At 67.3% G+C, this 15,287-nt stretch carries 13 protein-coding genes and 1 pseudogene; 9 read left to right on the top strand and 5 right to left on the bottom strand.

All coding sequences use genetic code 11. The features are described 5' to 3' along the window. The first annotated feature begins 14 nt into the window (after positions 1 to 14). Together ACWGSK_RS20480 and ACWGSK_RS20475 are read left to right on the top strand one after the other, a co-directional pair. On the top strand, positions 15 to 1,430 hold the full coding sequence (locus ACWGSK_RS20480; protein WP_452456453.1) for an MBL fold metallo-hydrolase: 1,416 nt from the start codon (positions 15 to 17) through the stop codon (positions 1,428 to 1,430). 122 nt (positions 1,431 to 1,552) lie between these two features. Continuing rightward, on the top strand, positions 1,553 to 2,425 hold the full coding sequence (locus tag ACWGSK_RS20475) for a sulfite exporter TauE/SafE family protein (RefSeq protein ID WP_358507829.1): 873 nt from the start codon (positions 1,553 to 1,555) through the stop codon (positions 2,423 to 2,425). 158 nt (positions 2,426 to 2,583) lie between these two features. On the opposite strand, the gene ACWGSK_RS20470 is transcribed toward ACWGSK_RS20475, so the two are convergent. Next, positions 2,584 to 3,942 (bottom strand): MFS transporter, encoded by a 1,359-nt coding sequence (locus ACWGSK_RS20470; RefSeq protein WP_358507827.1) that lies wholly within the window; start codon positions 3,940 to 3,942, stop codon positions 2,584 to 2,586. 273 nt (positions 3,943 to 4,215) lie between these two features. Here ACWGSK_RS20470 and ACWGSK_RS20465 point away from each other — a divergent pair, with 273 nt between their 5' ends. The 4 genes from ACWGSK_RS20465 (at position 4,216) to ACWGSK_RS20450 (ending at position 7,842) form a co-directional block, all read left to right on the top strand. Next, on the top strand, positions 4,216 to 4,773 hold the full coding sequence (locus ACWGSK_RS20465) for a maltokinase N-terminal cap-like domain-containing protein (RefSeq protein ID WP_452456452.1): 558 nt from the start codon (positions 4,216 to 4,218) through the stop codon (positions 4,771 to 4,773). A 77-nt stretch (positions 4,774 to 4,850) separates the two neighbouring features. After that, positions 4,851 to 5,336 carry an MFS transporter gene (locus ACWGSK_RS20460; protein ID WP_358507823.1) on the top strand — a complete coding sequence of 162 codons (486 nt, stop codon included), beginning with the start codon at positions 4,851 to 4,853 and terminating at the stop codon, positions 5,334 to 5,336. A gap of 42 nt (positions 5,337 to 5,378) precedes the next feature. Beyond that, positions 5,379 to 6,545, top strand: a complete 1,167-nt coding sequence (locus ACWGSK_RS20455) for an RNA-guided endonuclease InsQ/TnpB family protein (RefSeq protein WP_452456451.1) — start codon at positions 5,379 to 5,381, stop codon at positions 6,543 to 6,545. 325 nt (positions 6,546 to 6,870) lie between these two features. Next, the gene (locus ACWGSK_RS20450; RefSeq protein ID WP_452456450.1) at positions 6,871 to 7,842 is read left to right on the top strand and encodes a peptidoglycan-binding protein; all 972 of its coding nucleotides are present in this window, start codon (positions 6,871 to 6,873) and stop codon (positions 7,840 to 7,842) included. 168 nt (positions 7,843 to 8,010) lie between these two features. On the opposite strand, the gene ACWGSK_RS20445 is transcribed toward ACWGSK_RS20450, so the two are convergent. After that, positions 8,011 to 9,300: a metallophosphoesterase gene (locus ACWGSK_RS20445; protein ID WP_452456449.1), complete on the bottom strand. Its 1,290-nt coding sequence runs from the start codon at positions 9,298 to 9,300 to the stop codon at positions 8,011 to 8,013. A gap of 241 nt (positions 9,301 to 9,541) precedes the next feature. Between ACWGSK_RS20445 and ACWGSK_RS20440 the strand changes: the two genes are divergently transcribed. Continuing rightward, positions 9,542 to 10,333, top strand: coding sequence for an SAM-dependent methyltransferase (locus tag ACWGSK_RS20440; protein WP_452456448.1), 792 nt, complete (start codon positions 9,542 to 9,544; stop codon positions 10,331 to 10,333). Positions 10,334 to 10,342: 9 nt separating this feature from the next. Here ACWGSK_RS20440 and ACWGSK_RS20435 read toward each other — a convergent pair whose 3' ends face one another. The 3 genes from ACWGSK_RS20435 to ACWGSK_RS20425 form a co-directional block, all read right to left on the bottom strand. Then, entirely contained in the window at positions 10,343 to 10,777 is a 435-nt protein-coding gene (locus ACWGSK_RS20435; RefSeq protein ID WP_358505406.1) for a hypothetical protein, read from the bottom strand. A 440-nt stretch (positions 10,778 to 11,217) separates the two neighbouring features. Continuing rightward, positions 11,218 to 11,349: a putative transporter small subunit gene (locus tag ACWGSK_RS20430; RefSeq protein ID WP_358505404.1), complete on the bottom strand. Its 132-nt coding sequence runs from the start codon at positions 11,347 to 11,349 to the stop codon at positions 11,218 to 11,220. Positions 11,350 to 11,364: 15 nt separating this feature from the next. After that, on the bottom strand, positions 11,365 to 13,053 hold the full coding sequence (locus tag ACWGSK_RS20425) for a sodium:solute symporter family protein (protein ID WP_358505401.1): 1,689 nt from the start codon (positions 13,051 to 13,053) through the stop codon (positions 11,365 to 11,367). Positions 13,054 to 13,670: 617 nt separating this feature from the next. On the opposite strand from ACWGSK_RS20425, the pseudogene ACWGSK_RS20420 reads away from it, so the two are divergent. Together ACWGSK_RS20420 and ACWGSK_RS20415 are read left to right on the top strand one after the other, a co-directional pair. Continuing rightward, positions 13,671 to 14,004 (top strand): annotated as a pseudogene (locus tag ACWGSK_RS20420) (DUF1330 domain-containing protein); the annotation flags it as partial. 568 nt (positions 14,005 to 14,572) lie between these two features. Further along, positions 14,573 to 15,259: a glycoside hydrolase family 11 protein gene (locus ACWGSK_RS20415; protein ID WP_452456447.1), complete on the top strand. Its 687-nt coding sequence runs from the start codon at positions 14,573 to 14,575 to the stop codon at positions 15,257 to 15,259. Positions 15,260 to 15,287 lie beyond the last annotated feature (28 nt).

Below are 15,287 nucleotides of genomic sequence, written 5' to 3'. Positions count from 1 at the left end.
TCCAAGGAGTGACCATGTTGCTGGAACGTGTCTACGACAACGACCTCTCCCAGGCCGGCTACTTCATCGGCTGTCAGGCCAAGGGAGAGGCCATCGTGGTCGACGCCCGTCGAGACATCGACGACTACCTCGACCTGGCCCGCGCACACGGCATGCGGATCGTGGCCGTGACCGAGACCCACATCCACGCCGACTACCTCTCCGGCACCCGCGAACTCGCGGCGGCGACCGGCGCCACGGTGTACGTCTCCGGGGAAGGTGGCCAGGACTGGCAGTACGGCTTCGATGCGCGGAGGCTCCGCGACGGCGACGCCATCACCATCGGCAACGTCACCGTGCGGGCACGCCACACACCCGGACACACACCCGAACACCTGTCGTTCCTGGTCACCGATGGCGCCTTCAGTCAGGAACCGGGCTACATGCTCTCCGGCGACTTCGTCTTCGCGGGGGACCTGGGCCGCCCCGACCTGCTCGACGAGGCCGCCGGAGGGGTCGACACCCGGTTCGAGGGCGCACGTCTGCTCTTCACCAGTCTGCGCGAGGTGTTCTTGACCCTGCCCGACCACGTACAGGTCATGCCCGGGCACGGCGCGGGCAGTGCCTGCGGTAAGGCCCTCGGCGCGCTCCCGGCCACCACGGTCGGCTACGAACGGCTCAACGCCTGGTGGGGTCCGTACCTGCGCGAAGACGACATGGACGGCTTCGTCGAGGAACTGCTCGACGGCCAACCCGACGTCCACGCCTACTTCGCGCGGATGAAACGTCAGAACAAGGAAGGACCGCGGGTCCTGGGCCCGCTCACCCCGCCGCCCGAACTCGGCGCCGAGGAGATTCGACGGTCCCTGGACCAGGACGAGGTCGTCCTCGTCGACACCCGATCCCACACCGATGTCCACCGGGGAACCATTGCCGGGGCGCTGAACATCCCCGGCCCGGACAAGGCCGCGACCTTCGGGGCCTGGGCCTATGACCCCGAGACCGAGACCCGGCCCCTGGTGTTGCTCACGTCCGACGCGGACGCCGCCCGGAAGGTGCGCGACCACCTGCTCCGTGTCGGCATCGACCACGTGGCCGGTCATACCACGACGATGGAGGGCCTGCCGACGTTCGTGCCGGAACGCGTCACCCCGGATGAGCTCGCCGAGGCCGACGTCGCGCTCGTCCTGGACGTGCGCGACAAGGCCGAACACGCCCAAGGACACATCCCGGGATCAATGCAGATCAGCGCCGGTCGGATCCTGTGGAACCTCGATGCTCTGCCGAGCGAGGGCACCATCGTGAGCTACTGCCGGTCGGGTGCGCGTAGCTCGGTGGCGGCCGGGGCGCTGCGTCGTGCCGGATACCACGTCGTCGAACTCGACGGAGGTTACTCGGACCGGCCGGAATGGGGGCGAGTCCGGTCCGCCCCCGAGACGATCAGCGGTTGATCACCCTGACCGGGACGGTGCCGGACCCGCTGTCTCGTCCGACAGGGGGAATGGCACCGCCCCGCTCCCTTGACGGTGGTCGGTCGTGCCCACGTCGCCCGTCCTCGAAAAGAAAGTCGAACATGGAGTTCCAACCCGTCCTTGTCCTGGGCCTCGCGGTGGTGGTCGGGCTCGCGCTCGGTCTGCTCGGAGGCGGCGGTTCCATCCTGATGGTCCCGCTGTTGACCTACGTCGCGGGGATGGAGCCCAAGGAGGCCATCGTCGCGTCCCTGTTCGTCGTCGGTGTCACCTCATTGGTCAGTACGTTCACGCACGCGCGGGCGGGCAACGTCCGTTGGCGCACCGGACTGGTGTTCGGAGCCTCCGGTATGGCGGGGGCCTTCCTCGGCGGCCTGGCGGGCGGGTACTTGCCGGGCACCCTGTTGATGATCGCCTTCGCCCTGATGATGGTCGCCACCGCCGTGACCATGCTCGGGGCCAGAGCCGGGGGCACCGATCGGGACGCGGAGTCCGGAGCGCTTCCCCTGCGACGGATCATCCTGGACGGTGTGGCGGTCGGGGCGATCACCGGACTCGTCGGCGCCGGGGGAGGGTTCCTCGTCGTGCCCGCGCTCGCCCTGCTCGGTGGCCTGGCCATGCCGGCGGCGGTGGGAACCTCCCTGCTCGTGATAGCGATGAAGTCCTTCGCCGGACTCACCGGCTACCTGACGAGCGTGAGCCCGGACTGGGCATTGGTGGCGATGGTGACCGCCGCCGCGGTCGCGGGGTCGCTCGTGGGCTCGCTCCTTACCTCCCGAGTGCCCGAGGCCGCACTGCGTAAGGGCTTCGGGGGTTTCGTGCTGGTCATGGGAGTGCTCGTGCTGACGCAGGAACTCCCGGATCCCTTCGGCCCGGTCCCGGCGGCGGTCGTGGTGTCCCTGGCCGGGGTGGTGCTTTTGTGCCGCATGGTCGGGGCCCACTGCCCGTTGATGCCGCTCCTGCGACCACGGACCTGACATCGCGTTTCCGGTAGGCGGACACCTCTTCGTCGGATCCACGCATCGAATAATGGGTGGTCTTGGCGGAAAGGCGGAGTCGTTCCTGAGGTTCAGGGGTTCCCGGGATTCGTGCGAGCCGCGCTCTCAACCGGCCCTCGCCGTACCTTGGCCGGCCCCTACCCTCGGGACCCTCGGGAGACCTCCGGGAGCCGGCCGCCGCCGACCACCCCGGCCAGACCCAGGGTGGCGAGGAAGAGCAGCGTCCACTCCACGCCGAGGAGCGTCAGCAGCGAGCTGAGACCGCCGACCACCAGCAGGATCAGTCCCATCGCCGAGTTCGACACCGCAACGTAGGTGGTGCGCAGGTCGCCTTCGGCCATGTCGATGACGTAGGTCTTGCGGCCCACCCTGATTCCCGTGTGCGTCAGCGTGAGCAGGAAGTACGCCCCGATGAACACGGCCGACCCCCACGCGCTCTCCCCGCTGAAACCGGGCAACGACACCACCAGCACCAGTACGAGGATGATGGCCGAGGCGATCGCGGCACCGAACGTCATCAGTCTGCGGCTCGACCAGTCGGCGAGCCGGCCCGACAGGCGACCACCCACCAGGGCCGCGACCCCGGAGGCGATGACGTACCCGCCCAGCCCGGACAGACCGGTGGTGCCCGAGTCGGTGGCCAGGGTGACCACGAACGGTGGGCTCAGCGCCGAGACCAGCAACAGACCGCGCACCGTGACGAAGTGTCGGAAGGAACGGTCATCGCGCAGCAGACGAAGGGTCTGGACGAACCAGTCGTGCCATCGCACCGGCTCGTCGTCGGATGCCCTCCCCGATCCTTCGATCGTCGAAGCCGACGCGTCGGCGGGTTCCCGAACCCCCGCGTAGACCCAGGCCACACCCACCCACAGGACGGCGCCACCGGCCAGGACCCAGGCGAGCCGGCCGGCGTCCAGGTCCTCCCCACCCAGCACTCGGATCGCCACCCCCAGGGTGATGGCCACGAGCCCGGCGGCGGTGGTGGCCAGCCCGTTGATCTGGCCGCGTTCCCCGCTGGGAACGGTGCGCCCTTGGACGTCCTTGGAGGAGATCGAGCACAGACACCGGCCCAGGGAGAAGAACGCCAGGGCCACCACGATGACCACACCGGCGGTGAGCCCCCGCGCGAGCGCGGCCGTCGCCGCCATCACCGCCACCGACAACGCTTGGACCAGGGCACCGAGGACGAACACCCACTTGCGATACCGCACCCGCAGGATCAGCGGGGTCAGCAACGCCTGCGGCAGCATCGAACCGGATTCGCGGATGGGCACGAGCAACCCCACGAGCGCCGTGGGCACCCCCAAGGAGTGGAACAGCCAGGGCAGCACGGTCGAGGCGTTGACCGTCTGGTCACCGGAGGACTGCAGAGCGTTGGCCGACACCAGGCGCAGCCCATTGCGCGCGACGTCGGCGCGCACGGGGGCGGGCAGCTCGGACTCGCTCTCCCGATCACGTCTGAGCAGAGCTGAGTAGATTCTCTCGGTCGGGGTCATGTCCTCAACGCTAGGGATGAAAGGTGTCGTGGCCCGGGTGCGCCACTCCGCCATCGGAGCCGGCTCGGGCGAATAGTGGGACCCCTACCCCTGAGCAACGATCGAAGGCCGACTTCTACGAGGAATCGGCTCTGGAGGAGGAGTGCTGGATCTGGGGTACCGACGCCGCCATACGCCCCGAGGGCCTCCCCACCGCGATGAAGCTCTGAACCTTCCCGGGGAAGGGGCGCACCGGAGGGTGCGGCCGGACTGTCTCGGGCGGATACTGGCCCCATGGCGATCATCTACGACGCGACTCTGACACCGGACAAACCGACCCTGATCGGCTCTTGGCTGGATGGTAGGCCGTGGGCAGGAGAGGGACCCGATGAGGTCCTGGGCACCTATCGGTTCGACGACCCGAAGGGGGAGGTCGGGGTGGAGGTGTTCCTGCTGCGACGCTCCGGCCGCCTGCACCACCTCCCGTTGACCTACCGGGGCGCGCCCCTGACCGATCACGAGGAGCACCTCGTGGGCACCCTGGACCACTCCGTCCTGGGGCAGCGCTGGGTTTACGACGGCACCGCCGACGAGGTGGCGCTCGACTGTTTCCGACGGGCCCTGAACGGTGCGCAGGAACAGGCGGAACTGGAGATCTGGAAGGACGGCGGTCGGGTGGGGCAACGTCCACAGAAGGTGCTGATCACCAGGGAAGCCGGTGCGGAGCCCGAGGTCGGTGAGCCCGGCGATCGGATCCTGCTCCCGCACGTGCTGGAGTCCGAGCCCCGAGGAAGGTGGCGGCTGCGTGCCCGGTGGGATGGGGAGGAGGCGGTGGTCGCCGCGCTGACCTGATCCTTGGTCCGAACCGGCCCTGTCCCCGCACGCCCCCGTCCCACCGGCGAGGGCGTGCGGCGGATAGGTTCGAACCCGTGAGCGTCGACACACGGAATCGGGCCGCCCGCGTCGACCGGAGGGCACGGATCGCGGGCGCCGCTCTGTTCCTGACCAACGGTGCCCTGTTCGCCAACCTCGTCCCCCGGTTCCCCGAGATCAAGGCCGACATCGGCATCGACAACGCCGTCTACGGTGTGGCCGTGGCGGCCTTTCCGGCGGGGGCGTTCCTGGCCGGCCTGGTCGCCGCCGTACTGGTACGGCGGCTCGGGTCGGCGAACGTGGCCGTGGCGGGCACCGTCCTCACCGGTCTCGGGTCGATCGCCGCCGGTCTGGCGCCCTCCACCGCCGTCTTCATGGCGGGACTGTTCTTCGCGGGGACCATGGACGCGGTCACCGACGTGGCCATGCATGTTCACCTGATTTCTGGGTGTGGAAGCCCGGTCCTTCAGGGCCGGGAGGAAACACCCCCGCACACTCTTCCCGGCCATCGAAGACCGGGAAAAGGCGGAGAAGTTCTCTGATTCGGCCCCACCTCCTGGTCGGGGTGGTTAGCGTGTTCGGTGATGAAGCTGGTGGTGCGGGTCAAGTTGCTGCCTTCGCCGGAACAGGCGCAGGCGCTTGAGGCGACCCTGCACGCCTGTAACGAGGCCGCCGACCACGCCTCCCGCATCGCTCAGACCACCGGGGCTCGCGACAAGTACACCCTGCAAAGGGCCCTCTACCACGAGCTGAAAGCCAGGTTCGGGTTGTCGGCGCAGCCCACGGTGCGGGTCCTGGGCAAGGTCGCGGACGCCTACACCACCCGGCACGCGAACCTGAAAGCCGGAAACCTGGGCCGGAAGGATTCTGCGCGGCGGGCGCGGATCGAGTCCACCCCGATCTGTTTCCGCTCCGATGCGGCGCAACCCTTCGATGATCGGTGTCTGTCCTGGCAGATGGACGCGCGCACCGTCTCGATCTGGACCGTGGTGGGGCGGATGAAGAATCTGGGCTTCACCTCTTCGCCTGATCAGTTGAAGCTGTTGGCCGAGTGTCGCCAGGGTGAGAGCGACCTGCTCTGTCAGGACGGGCAGTGGTTCCTTGCGGCCACCTGTGAGGTGCCCGAGGCCGAGGAGAACCCGGATCCGGTGGGGTTCGTAGGGGTGGATCTGGGGATCGTGGAGATCGCCACCACCTCCACCGGGGACCGCTTCGCCGGACGCCACCTGAACCGGCAGCGCAGGCAACAGAACGAGCTTCGCGCCAAACTCCAGGCCAAGAACATCAAGAGCGCCAAACGCGTGTTGAAGCGTCTGCGCCGCCGGGAGGCACGGCGGGCGCGGGATGTGAACCACACGATTTCCAAACGCATCGTGGAGCGGGCTGAACGCACCGATCACGGCATCGTCCTGGAAGACCTTCGGGGCATCCGTGGCCGGGTACGGCTGGCCAAGCAACAGCGTTCCATGCTGCATTCGTGGAGTTTCGCGCAACTGCGGGACTTCATCGCCTACAAGGCTCGCAGGACGGGGGTGCCGGTCCTGATCGTGGATCCGGCCTACACCTCTCAGACCTGCTCGGAGTGCGACCACACCTCCAGACGCAACCGGCCCACCCGGAACCGGTTCATGTGCCGCCAATGTGGTGTGGTGCTGCACGCCGATGTGAACGCTGCACGCAACCTCGCCCACCGAGGCCAGGCGGCGTGGGCTGCGGGGCGCGAGTCAACCGCCCCAGCACCCACCAGATGAGTGGGTGTCGGACGCGGGAGGAAGGATCCATCCACCAGATGGGCGCCTACCCGCAAGCCCGTGGGCTTCAGCCACGGGTAGTTGACCTTGTGACTCCTGCGGGGGTGGTGGGGGTGTCACGCGGCGGGGGCGCCGGTGTCGTATCGGTCTCGGGGGAGATGGCCCTTGGTGGGGCGCGTGGGGACCGGCCAGGACAAGGGCGGTGGGTCGGAGGAAAGGAGCGGTGCCCCCCTGTTCAAGCGGGTCCGAAGCCCTTATTCTCCCTCGTATGTAGGAAACCAACGCAACAGATGCTACATGTGAAACTAATCTTTGTGGAGACCATATGTGCGGTTCCTGCTCGGCCCCCACCCCCGCTCCGAGCGGTACTGACCCATCCCCTGCCCCATGGTCCCGACGCGCGCTCATCGGGCTCGGACTGGGCGCGACCGTCGCCGTGGCCGGCCTCGGCGGCGCCACGGCCCACGCGGCCTCGGCCATGAACGGTGCCTGGTGCAACCCCGCACTCGGATACTTTCCCAACGGCGGTCACTACGGTGCCCCACGCGGCGGCGGCCCCCACGCGGGCCAGGACGTCACCAACTCCACCGGAACGGCCGCCTACGCCGCAGCCGCGGGCACCGTCGTCCGTCGATCCTGGGGTGGCGGCCTGCCCGGACGCACCGGTGAGGCGCTCGTTCTCGACCACGGAGGCGGCGTCTATACCTACTACGGCCACCTGAGCGCCTACCGCGTCGCCCTGAACGCCTCGGTCTCGGCCGGGCAACGCATAGCGGACATGGGCGCCACCGGCAACGTCACCGGACCCCACCTGCACTTCGAAACCCACAACGGGTCCTTGGGATCACACACCGACCCCGTCCCGTTCATGGCCGCGCGCGGAGTCGACCTGGGCGGAGGATGGTCCAGCATCGACCCCGAATCCAACGGAGTCCGCGTCCGCACCATCCAGCACCTGATGAACCAGCGCGGAAGCTCACTGGAGGTCGACGGCTATCACGGGCCCGTCTCCGTGGCCGAGGTCAAGGCCTTCCAACGCGATCAGGGACTGGTCGACGACGGCCAGGTCGGCCCCCTGACCTGGCCGCATCTGGTCTACGAACTGGAGGAGGGCGTGGCCGACGGCTCGCACGTGCGCGCCCTGCAAACGGTGATGAACAAGCGAAGCGCCGGGGTCGAGGTCGACGGCAACTTCGGGCCCGTCATGCACACCGCGGTGAGCAACTTCCAAAGCGCCAACCGTCTGGTCTCCGACGGCCAGGCCGGGCCCATCACCTGGCAGGCCCTGGTCGGCTGACGACCCCCGGGCCGGGATCGCCGGCCCGGGGCCGCGTAGGCCAGGGGCGGTCACCGATTCACGGGGCCGCCGAGGTCCGGGCGGGCGAGTCGGGAACGGAGAACCGAGACGTCCCTCGACGCGCCCACCCGGACCGGACACGCGGCGCACATCATGGACACCGATGGGTCAACGGTCGTCGATGACCGACTTGCCGTCCTCGCCCTTGTCGATGGTGAAGGCGTCCACGACCTCACCATCGGCGGTGGTGGACACGTACTCCAGGGTGGAGCCGTCCACCGAGACCGACTGGAAGGTCTGGGTATGGGACACCTGAACCCGCGCTTCGGCACCGTTGGAGGTCCAGTTCACGTCGCCGGCCTCGTACATCTTGGGGCCGGTCACCGCGACCACGTAGACCGGTCCGGTGTGCACGTCGGGGTCCTCGGTGCGATTCTCCACCAGGTTGCCGCGACTGTAGGAGTGGTCGTGGCCTTGTAGGACCAGGTCCACGTCGTACTCCTCCAGGACCTCCAACCAGGCCCGGCGCAGCGGCTCGTTGTCCCGCCCGGGGCTGTTGGAGAACAGCGGATGGTGGAAGGTGACGACGGTCCACTCGTTCGGGTTGTCCTGCAGGGTCTGGACCAGCCACTCGGTCTGCGACTCCAACCACGCGTCGACGTCGTCGACGTCGGCGTCACGGTAGTTGGAGTTCAGGCTGATGAATCGCACCCCCTGGTAATCGGTGTGGTGGACCGTCTCGCTCAGGTCCACACCCTCCTCGGGACCGTTGCCGGCGCCGGGGAACTGCAGATCCCAGTGACCGCTGAGCGCGTTGGAGGAGTATTCGTGGTTTCCGGGCGTGGTCACGTGGTTGATGCCGCCGGTGCCCTCGGAGCCGAACGCGTCATACCACTCGCCCCACTGCGAGTCGTTCTCGGCGTGGTCGATCAGATCACCCGCGTGCACGGCGAGTCGGGCGTCGGGCTCGGCGGCCAGGGCGGCCCGGACCACGGGCGCGGCCCCGGCGGAGATGTCGTTCTGGATGTCGCCGAAGTAGAGGAAGTCGAAGGGCACCGCGTCGCTGTCGGCGGTGGTGAAGTTCTGCCAACGACCGGCGGCGCCCTCACCGGGGACGACACGGTAGCGGTACTCGGTGTCGGGGGCCAGGTCGGTGAGGGTGACCCGGTAGTACTGACGGTCCGCGGTCCGCCCGGTGGGTTCGGCGGGCAGGAGCGCGGTCGAGGACGCGCCGCGCACCGGGATGAGCTCCAGGTGCGCTCCCTCGTCCAGGTCCTCGGTTCGCCAGGTCACGTGCTGAGAGGTGGCGGGGTCGGCGGTGGGGGAGAGCAGGACACGTTCGGGGGAGGTCTGGGCCCAAGAGGTGGAGGGCAGGGCCACCGCGGGCGCCACGGTGAGCGCGCCGAGAGCGAGCAGGGCGAGGGGGCGGTGGGCCGTCGAACGGCGGGTGACCGACATGGTCGGGCTGCTTTCCGTGTGGGGGCGTGAACACGGCGAACCTAGCCAGGCCGCGGTAACGACCCGTGAACACGCCACTACCGTCGATGTGCCCATCGATGAACGGGCGGGTCGGTGCGCGAACCGGGAGCTCGGGATGGGAAGCGCTGTGGGCCAAGGGATCTGACACTTGAGCCGGGTACGCGTGGACCTATCATGGCGCGAACGAACCCCCGCTCCGACACCGAAGGTGGAGCCCCCCATGAGCGAACATCCCCCGATCGACACCTCCATTCCGCACTCGGCGCGAGTGTGGAACTACTGGCTGGGCGGCAAGGACAACCACCCCGTCGACCAAGAGGCCGGTGAGGCCTTCCTCAAGGTGTTCCCCGGTATGGCGCAGGGAGCCCGGGCCTCACGGGCCTTCCTGGGCCGAACGGTGCGCCACCTGGCGGGAGAGGTGGGGATCCGTCAGTTCCTGGACATCGGCACGGGGTTGCCCACGGCCGACAACACCCACGAGGTGGCCCAGGCGTTCGCACCGGACAGCCGGATCGTCTACGTCGACAACGACCCCCTGGTACTCGCCCACGCCCGGTCGTTGATGAGGGGTACCGAGGAGGGCGCCACCGAGTACCTCCACGCCGACCTGCGCGAACCGGAACGGATACTGGAATCGGCGGCCCGGACATTGGACCTGGACCGCCCGGTCGCCCTGATGCTCATGGGGATCCTGGGACACGTCGCCGACCATGACCAGGCCCGTGACCTGGTCCGTCGACTGGTGGACCCGCTGCCCTCAGGGAGCTTCCTGACGATCAACGACGGCACCAACGTGCACAGTGCGGCCAACGTGGAAGCGCACGAACAGTACGACCAGAGCGGGGGAGCGCCCTACGTCCAGCGCTCACCGGAGGAGATCGCGGTCTTCTTCGAAGGCCTGGAGATCGTGGAACCGGGGGTGGTCTCGGTGAGCCGGTGGCGCTACGAGGAGACCGGGTTCGGGATCCCACCCGAGGTCGACGGTTACGGGGGTGTGGCCCGCAAGCCCTGAGCGTCGGGTTCACGACTGTTCCAGGTCGGACAGGTCGACCTCGGGGGCGCCCACGTACTCCACCCCGGCCTCGGGTGGCACGGGCTCCCCGGACGCGGCGTCCATGCAGTGGGCGTCGAACATCTGCGCCTCGTCCAAGGGGACCAGCCGGCGGTGTCCCACCCGCCAGCCGCGGACCAGCTTGACGGGGATGATCGTGCCATCGGGCCGCGTTTCGTGGACGCGGTCGGTGAAGGTGCGCACGATCAGGGCGGCCGGGGCCTGCCCGATCAGAGCCGTGTACAGGCGCTCGATCACCACCGGGTGTTCCACTTCGAAGTGATCCGCCCGCCGGTCGACGGCGGTGGACATGACGTATCGGAAACTCAGGTTGAGGATGTGGCGGTCACCGGACAGGTCTTGGAAGAGGGTACGCAACAGGGTGTGCGCGTTGGTGGAGAGCATGATTCCAGTGTGCGCCGCGACAGGGGTCCGGATCGGGTTGTCCACAGGCCCGATCCGAAGAATTCCGGGTGATCCCCTGCCGGGGAGTCGTGGGCCTGAGCGTTGCGCGGGGTGCCGGGGTGTGGGACCGGACCCGGTACGGGTGATCGGGAAGGTGGGTCTGGGGGAAGGCGACCGGACGCGCGCCGTCGGGCCGGCCTCGCGGATGAACGCGCGAGCCTGTTCCACTTCGGCCACCAGGCCCGGGAACGGCGTGGCGGCGTGGACGACGGTGACCCTCACGATCGAAGAGACGCTGTCCATGGCGCCGAGGCGGGCATCGGCCGGCGAGCCCGCTTGGACATGCGTGCACGCGGCCGGTGCCTTCTCCGGGGAACTCGACGCGAGGGGCCGGGCACCGACTCCTCGGAATCGGTACCCGGCCGGAGCGGTCGGAAGGATCAGATGATCGGACGACCTTCCTTACGCGATTGACTCCAGTCCTTGAAGAAGCCGCGCAGGAGGAAGAAGAGTACGAAGGCCACGATGATGGGCCAGATGAGTACGTAGCCGGTCAACAGCAGGGTCGACATGGGTTCCTCTCTTGGTCAGTGCTTCGAAGCGGTGTCGTCGTCCAGGGCCTTCTCCGGTTCCTCGTCGCTGTCGAACGAACCGATGCGCTTCTGGATCAGGGCGAAGTCGAAGGACTCCTTGTTGCGGAAGCTCAGGAGGTAGCAGACCAGTGTGCTCACCGCGTAGGCGACGAGCGACCCGCTGAGCACGTGGTAGTCGTGCAAGAAGCCGATCCCGAACGGCGCGGTGACGATCGCGGCGATCGAACCGATCCACAGCGCGGGCTTGAGCCCGAAGAAGCCGAAGGACATCAGACCCAGGACCACGCCGACACCGATGACCGACAGCACGTCCACGACGAGGCCGACCGGGGTGCCCATCGGCAGCATCTCGAAGCGGACGGGGATGAAGATCGCCACGGCCGCCAGGGTGGACACGGTGAAGGCCGCGTTGGTGACCTTGCCCCAGTAGAAGGAGGCGATGACCGGGAAGACCAGGGCGCCCCACAGGGCACCGACGAACACGAGCAGGTCGAGGATGCTCATCTGACCGCTGGCGAAGTACAGGGCCGCGGCGGTGGCGACGATCATCGTGACGCGGCCGATCAGCAGCATCGTCTTCGGGTTGGCCTTCTTGCGCCCGGCGACGTTCTGACCGTAGACGTCGGCCATCATGATCGACGAGAGAGCGGCCAGGTCGGAGTCGGCGGTGGAGGCCAGCGCTCCGATGATCATGATGAAGAAGACGCACAGCAGGATCGGACCGAGGAAGGTGGTCGCCATCTGGGGGATGAGGTTGTTGACGTCCCCGTTCATCGGTTCCATGCCCAGGTAGAGGGCCATCACGCCGAGCATGCCGATGCCGATGACGGTGGCACCGTAACCGATGGTGGCGGTGATGAAGGTGGGCTTGATGAGGTCTTCTCGAACCGCGAAGAGGCGCTGGGCGATGGTCTGGTTGCCGATCGCGTAGGCCAGCACGGCGGCGATGTAGGGCGCGCCCTGGTTCAGGAAGGCGTCCGAGGAGAAGAAGTTCGACTGCTGGGGGGTCAGGTTCTGCGCCCCGGTCTCGAACATGCCGGTGCCGCCGGCGGCGAAGAAGACGACCGGGATGATGACGACCACGGCGCCCAGCATCGCCATCGCCTGGGCGAAGTCGGTGAGCACCGAGGCACGGAAGCCGGACCACAGCGTGTAGAGCAGGACACCGGCCGCCATCACCACGATGCCTTGGGTGAAGCTGAAGGGCGAGAGCATCGCCACCAGCGCACCACCGGCGATGAAGTTGGAGGTCAGTGAGATGACGCTGCCCAGAACGTTGGAGCCGGCGAGCATCAACTGACTGGAGCGTCCATGACGGGCGTACATGACCTCGGCGAGAGTGTGCGCGCGAGGGGCGACCGCACGGATGCGTCGTCCGAAGGGGTAGATGAACAGGATCATCAACGCGCCCCACAACCCGTAGTGGATGGGGCCGGAGATGCCGTAGGTGTAACCCGCGGTGGCCGAGGCGTACATGGAGGACGCCCAGATCCATGTCGCGGTCATGGAGGTGGCTGCGATGCCGAAACCGATGTTATGCCCGGCATTCATGTAACCATCGGCGTTCTCTTTCTTCTTGCTGATCAGGATCGACATGAACAGCGTTCCACCGAAGAAAAGTGCGATGAGAAAAATGGTGACGGGGCCGCTCAGTTGCTGGACCGCCATTTCCTCCGAATTCATTCATTTCCTTTCTGAGGACGGGCGCCGGATCACCCGTCGGTTTTTGTGGCACGTAACGACCATGGAGCTTCGGCCCGTGCGCACGACGCTGTGCGCTGGGCATCCGGCCGTGGTTTCGTCGATACGTGGGCCCGCCGATTGCGGATCGGCGGGGAAGGTGGCCGTTTGTCCGCCGCCCGAAGTTGCGCGCTCCGTGTGGGACGCATGGGGCGGTTGGGACCAACAGGCGGACTATAGCAAAAGGTTCAAGTCGGGTGATTTTCGGGTGTCGTATAAGCCTGAAGTGGGTCACAGGGGGGCGATTTGGCGATATCGTTCTGTTATTTCAGCGTGATCTTTTGTGGCAGAATGCACTACATTTCAGGACCTTCGGTGTGCGCTGTGAGCTGTGGGAACACCGCTTCCGACCGGCTTCCGTGTCCGGGGTGGCACGCCTGGCCGCGAGGGGTGGGGTGCTCGACGGGCGTGCGACGATGGCGGGCGGTCGGGGTCGCCGGCGTTACATACCGACCAGGCGGTTTCTGTGGTGGACGTCACCGCTCACGCTCGGTGCGCCCAACGACCGCGCAAGGAGTCACCCACGGCCGTCGCCCCCTCCGGGGACGGCCCTCGCGGACATGCTGGAGGAGGATGGGGAGGGCTCCGTGGTCATACTCGACCTGCTGCGCTTCACTCCAGAAGGTCGTTCCTCCTACGAGGAGTACCCACGACGGGCGGCCCCTTTTTTTCGCGGGAATACGGAGCCGAACCGCTCTATGCCGGCGACGGTCCACATCCTTGGTCGCCGATGACGGGCGTGGGTGGGACGCGGTCCCGTTGGTGCGTTATCCCGATCGGAAAACGTTCGGTCGCATGGTCACCGGCCGCGAATACCAGAAGATCGCCCATCTGCGCCCCGCCGCCCTGAACGAGGCCGTGCTCCAGCCGACCCGGCCTTGGGGCTCGCGCCGTTCTCCTGAACGTGTCCTTCGGTGCGGCCTCGATTCCCGAGGCTTTGGTGGAGAACATCCGAGATGGAGGCCCGTCGGACTCGGGCCCCGATGGGTCTCCATCCTTTCGGGGGTGGATGGTCCGGCTCGACCGGAGATGTTGCGGTCGAGCAGGTCGAGCCTCGTGGCCCCAGGGCGAACGGGCGCGGACCGGGCAGGGCCCTCCGGCCGTTCCGTTGATGAGCCCGACCCGCAGGGTCCGGGCTCGTTTTCGCGGCCCGAGGGGGGCCGAAAAGTTTCGGAATCATGATCGATCCCGACATGTGTATCGGAACCGAGTTCCAGGGAAGATTCCAGGATGAGTTTGTAAAAATGATGGTTGACCAGCAGGAATGATGACTGAATGATTGTTAATGTATCCGAAATTTTCCGGAAAACATTGACTCGCGTTCGTCTCGTACGGATACTTCGGGACACGGCGAAAAACCGACCCCGCTGCGCAACACGGCGCCGACGCACGGTGACTCACCCCTGGTCACCGTGGGTCCCCTCCGTGCCGCGCCGCCTGGCCCACCAGGAGGAAGACGACCATGAACGACACCCCCCGCCCCCCGTTCGACCGTAGGAGATTCATCGGGCTCACCGGAGCCGGCGCCCTGGCCGTGGCGATGCCCACGCTGCTGCCCGGCACCGCACATGCCCAGACCATCACCGAGAACCAGACCGGCACCCACGACGGCTACTTCTACTCGTTCTGGACCGACGGCGGTGGTTCGGTCTCCATGACCCTGGGTTCCGGGGGCTCCTACAGCACCCAGTGGAGCGACACCGGCAACTTCGTATGCGGAAAGGGCTGGAGCACCGGTGGCCGCAGGAACGTCGCCTACTCGGGGAGATTCAACCCCTCCGGCAACGGTTACCTGTGTCTGTACGGGTGGACCTCGAACCCGCTCGTGGAGTACTACATCGTCGACAACTTCGGCACCTACCGGCCCGAGGGCGACTTTCGCGGCACGGTGGACAGTGATGGCGGAAGCTACGACCTCTACCACACGATGCGTTATGACTCCCCGTCGGTGGAGGGAGACAGCGAGACGTTCCCGCAGTTCTGGAGCGTTCGCCAGTCGACTCGTACGGGTGGCACCATCACCACCGGAAACCACTTCGACGCCTGGAACGACGCGGGCATGCAACTGGGCGACTTCGTGCACTACATGATCCTGGCGACCGAGGGTTACCAGAGCAGCGGCAGCTCCGACCTCAACGTCAGCGGTTGAGAGCGGGGGCGCGACGGACCCCGACCGT

This window comes from Nocardiopsis sp. NPDC055551 (assembly GCF_053619415.1).
The sequence above is the reverse complement of the archived record's forward strand: the minus strand, read 5'-3'. Positions and strand labels throughout refer to the sequence as shown.

What these genes read in the sequence shown, in the direction of transcription:
- ACWGSK_RS20480 (WP_452456453.1), top strand. Translation starts at nt 15, where the DNA reads ATGTTGCTGGAACGTGTCTACGACAACGACCTCTCCCAGGCCGGCTAC.
- ACWGSK_RS20475 (WP_358507829.1), top strand. Translation starts at nt 1,553, where the DNA reads ATGGAGTTCCAACCCGTCCTTGTCCTGGGCCTCGCGGTGGTGGTCGGG.
- ACWGSK_RS20470 (WP_358507827.1), bottom strand. Translation starts at nt 3,942, where the DNA reads ATGACCCCGACCGAGAGAATCTACTCAGCTCTGCTCAGACGTGATCGG.
- ACWGSK_RS20465 (WP_452456452.1), top strand. Translation starts at nt 4,216, where the DNA reads ATGGCGATCATCTACGACGCGACTCTGACACCGGACAAACCGACCCTG.
- ACWGSK_RS20455 (WP_452456451.1), top strand. Translation starts at nt 5,379, where the DNA reads ATGAAGCTGGTGGTGCGGGTCAAGTTGCTGCCTTCGCCGGAACAGGCG.
- ACWGSK_RS20450 (WP_452456450.1), top strand. Translation starts at nt 6,871, where the DNA reads ATGTGCGGTTCCTGCTCGGCCCCCACCCCCGCTCCGAGCGGTACTGAC.
- ACWGSK_RS20445 (WP_452456449.1), bottom strand. Translation starts at nt 9,300, where the DNA reads ATGTCGGTCACCCGCCGTTCGACGGCCCACCGCCCCCTCGCCCTGCTC.
- ACWGSK_RS20440 (WP_452456448.1), top strand. Translation starts at nt 9,542, where the DNA reads ATGAGCGAACATCCCCCGATCGACACCTCCATTCCGCACTCGGCGCGA.
- ACWGSK_RS20435 (WP_358505406.1), bottom strand. Translation starts at nt 10,777, where the DNA reads ATGCTCTCCACCAACGCGCACACCCTGTTGCGTACCCTCTTCCAAGAC.
- ACWGSK_RS20430 (WP_358505404.1), bottom strand. Translation starts at nt 11,349, where the DNA reads ATGTCGACCCTGCTGTTGACCGGCTACGTACTCATCTGGCCCATCATC.
- ACWGSK_RS20425 (WP_358505401.1), bottom strand. Translation starts at nt 13,053, where the DNA reads ATGAATTCGGAGGAAATGGCGGTCCAGCAACTGAGCGGCCCCGTCACC.
- ACWGSK_RS20415 (WP_452456447.1), top strand. Translation starts at nt 14,573, where the DNA reads ATGAACGACACCCCCCGCCCCCCGTTCGACCGTAGGAGATTCATCGGG.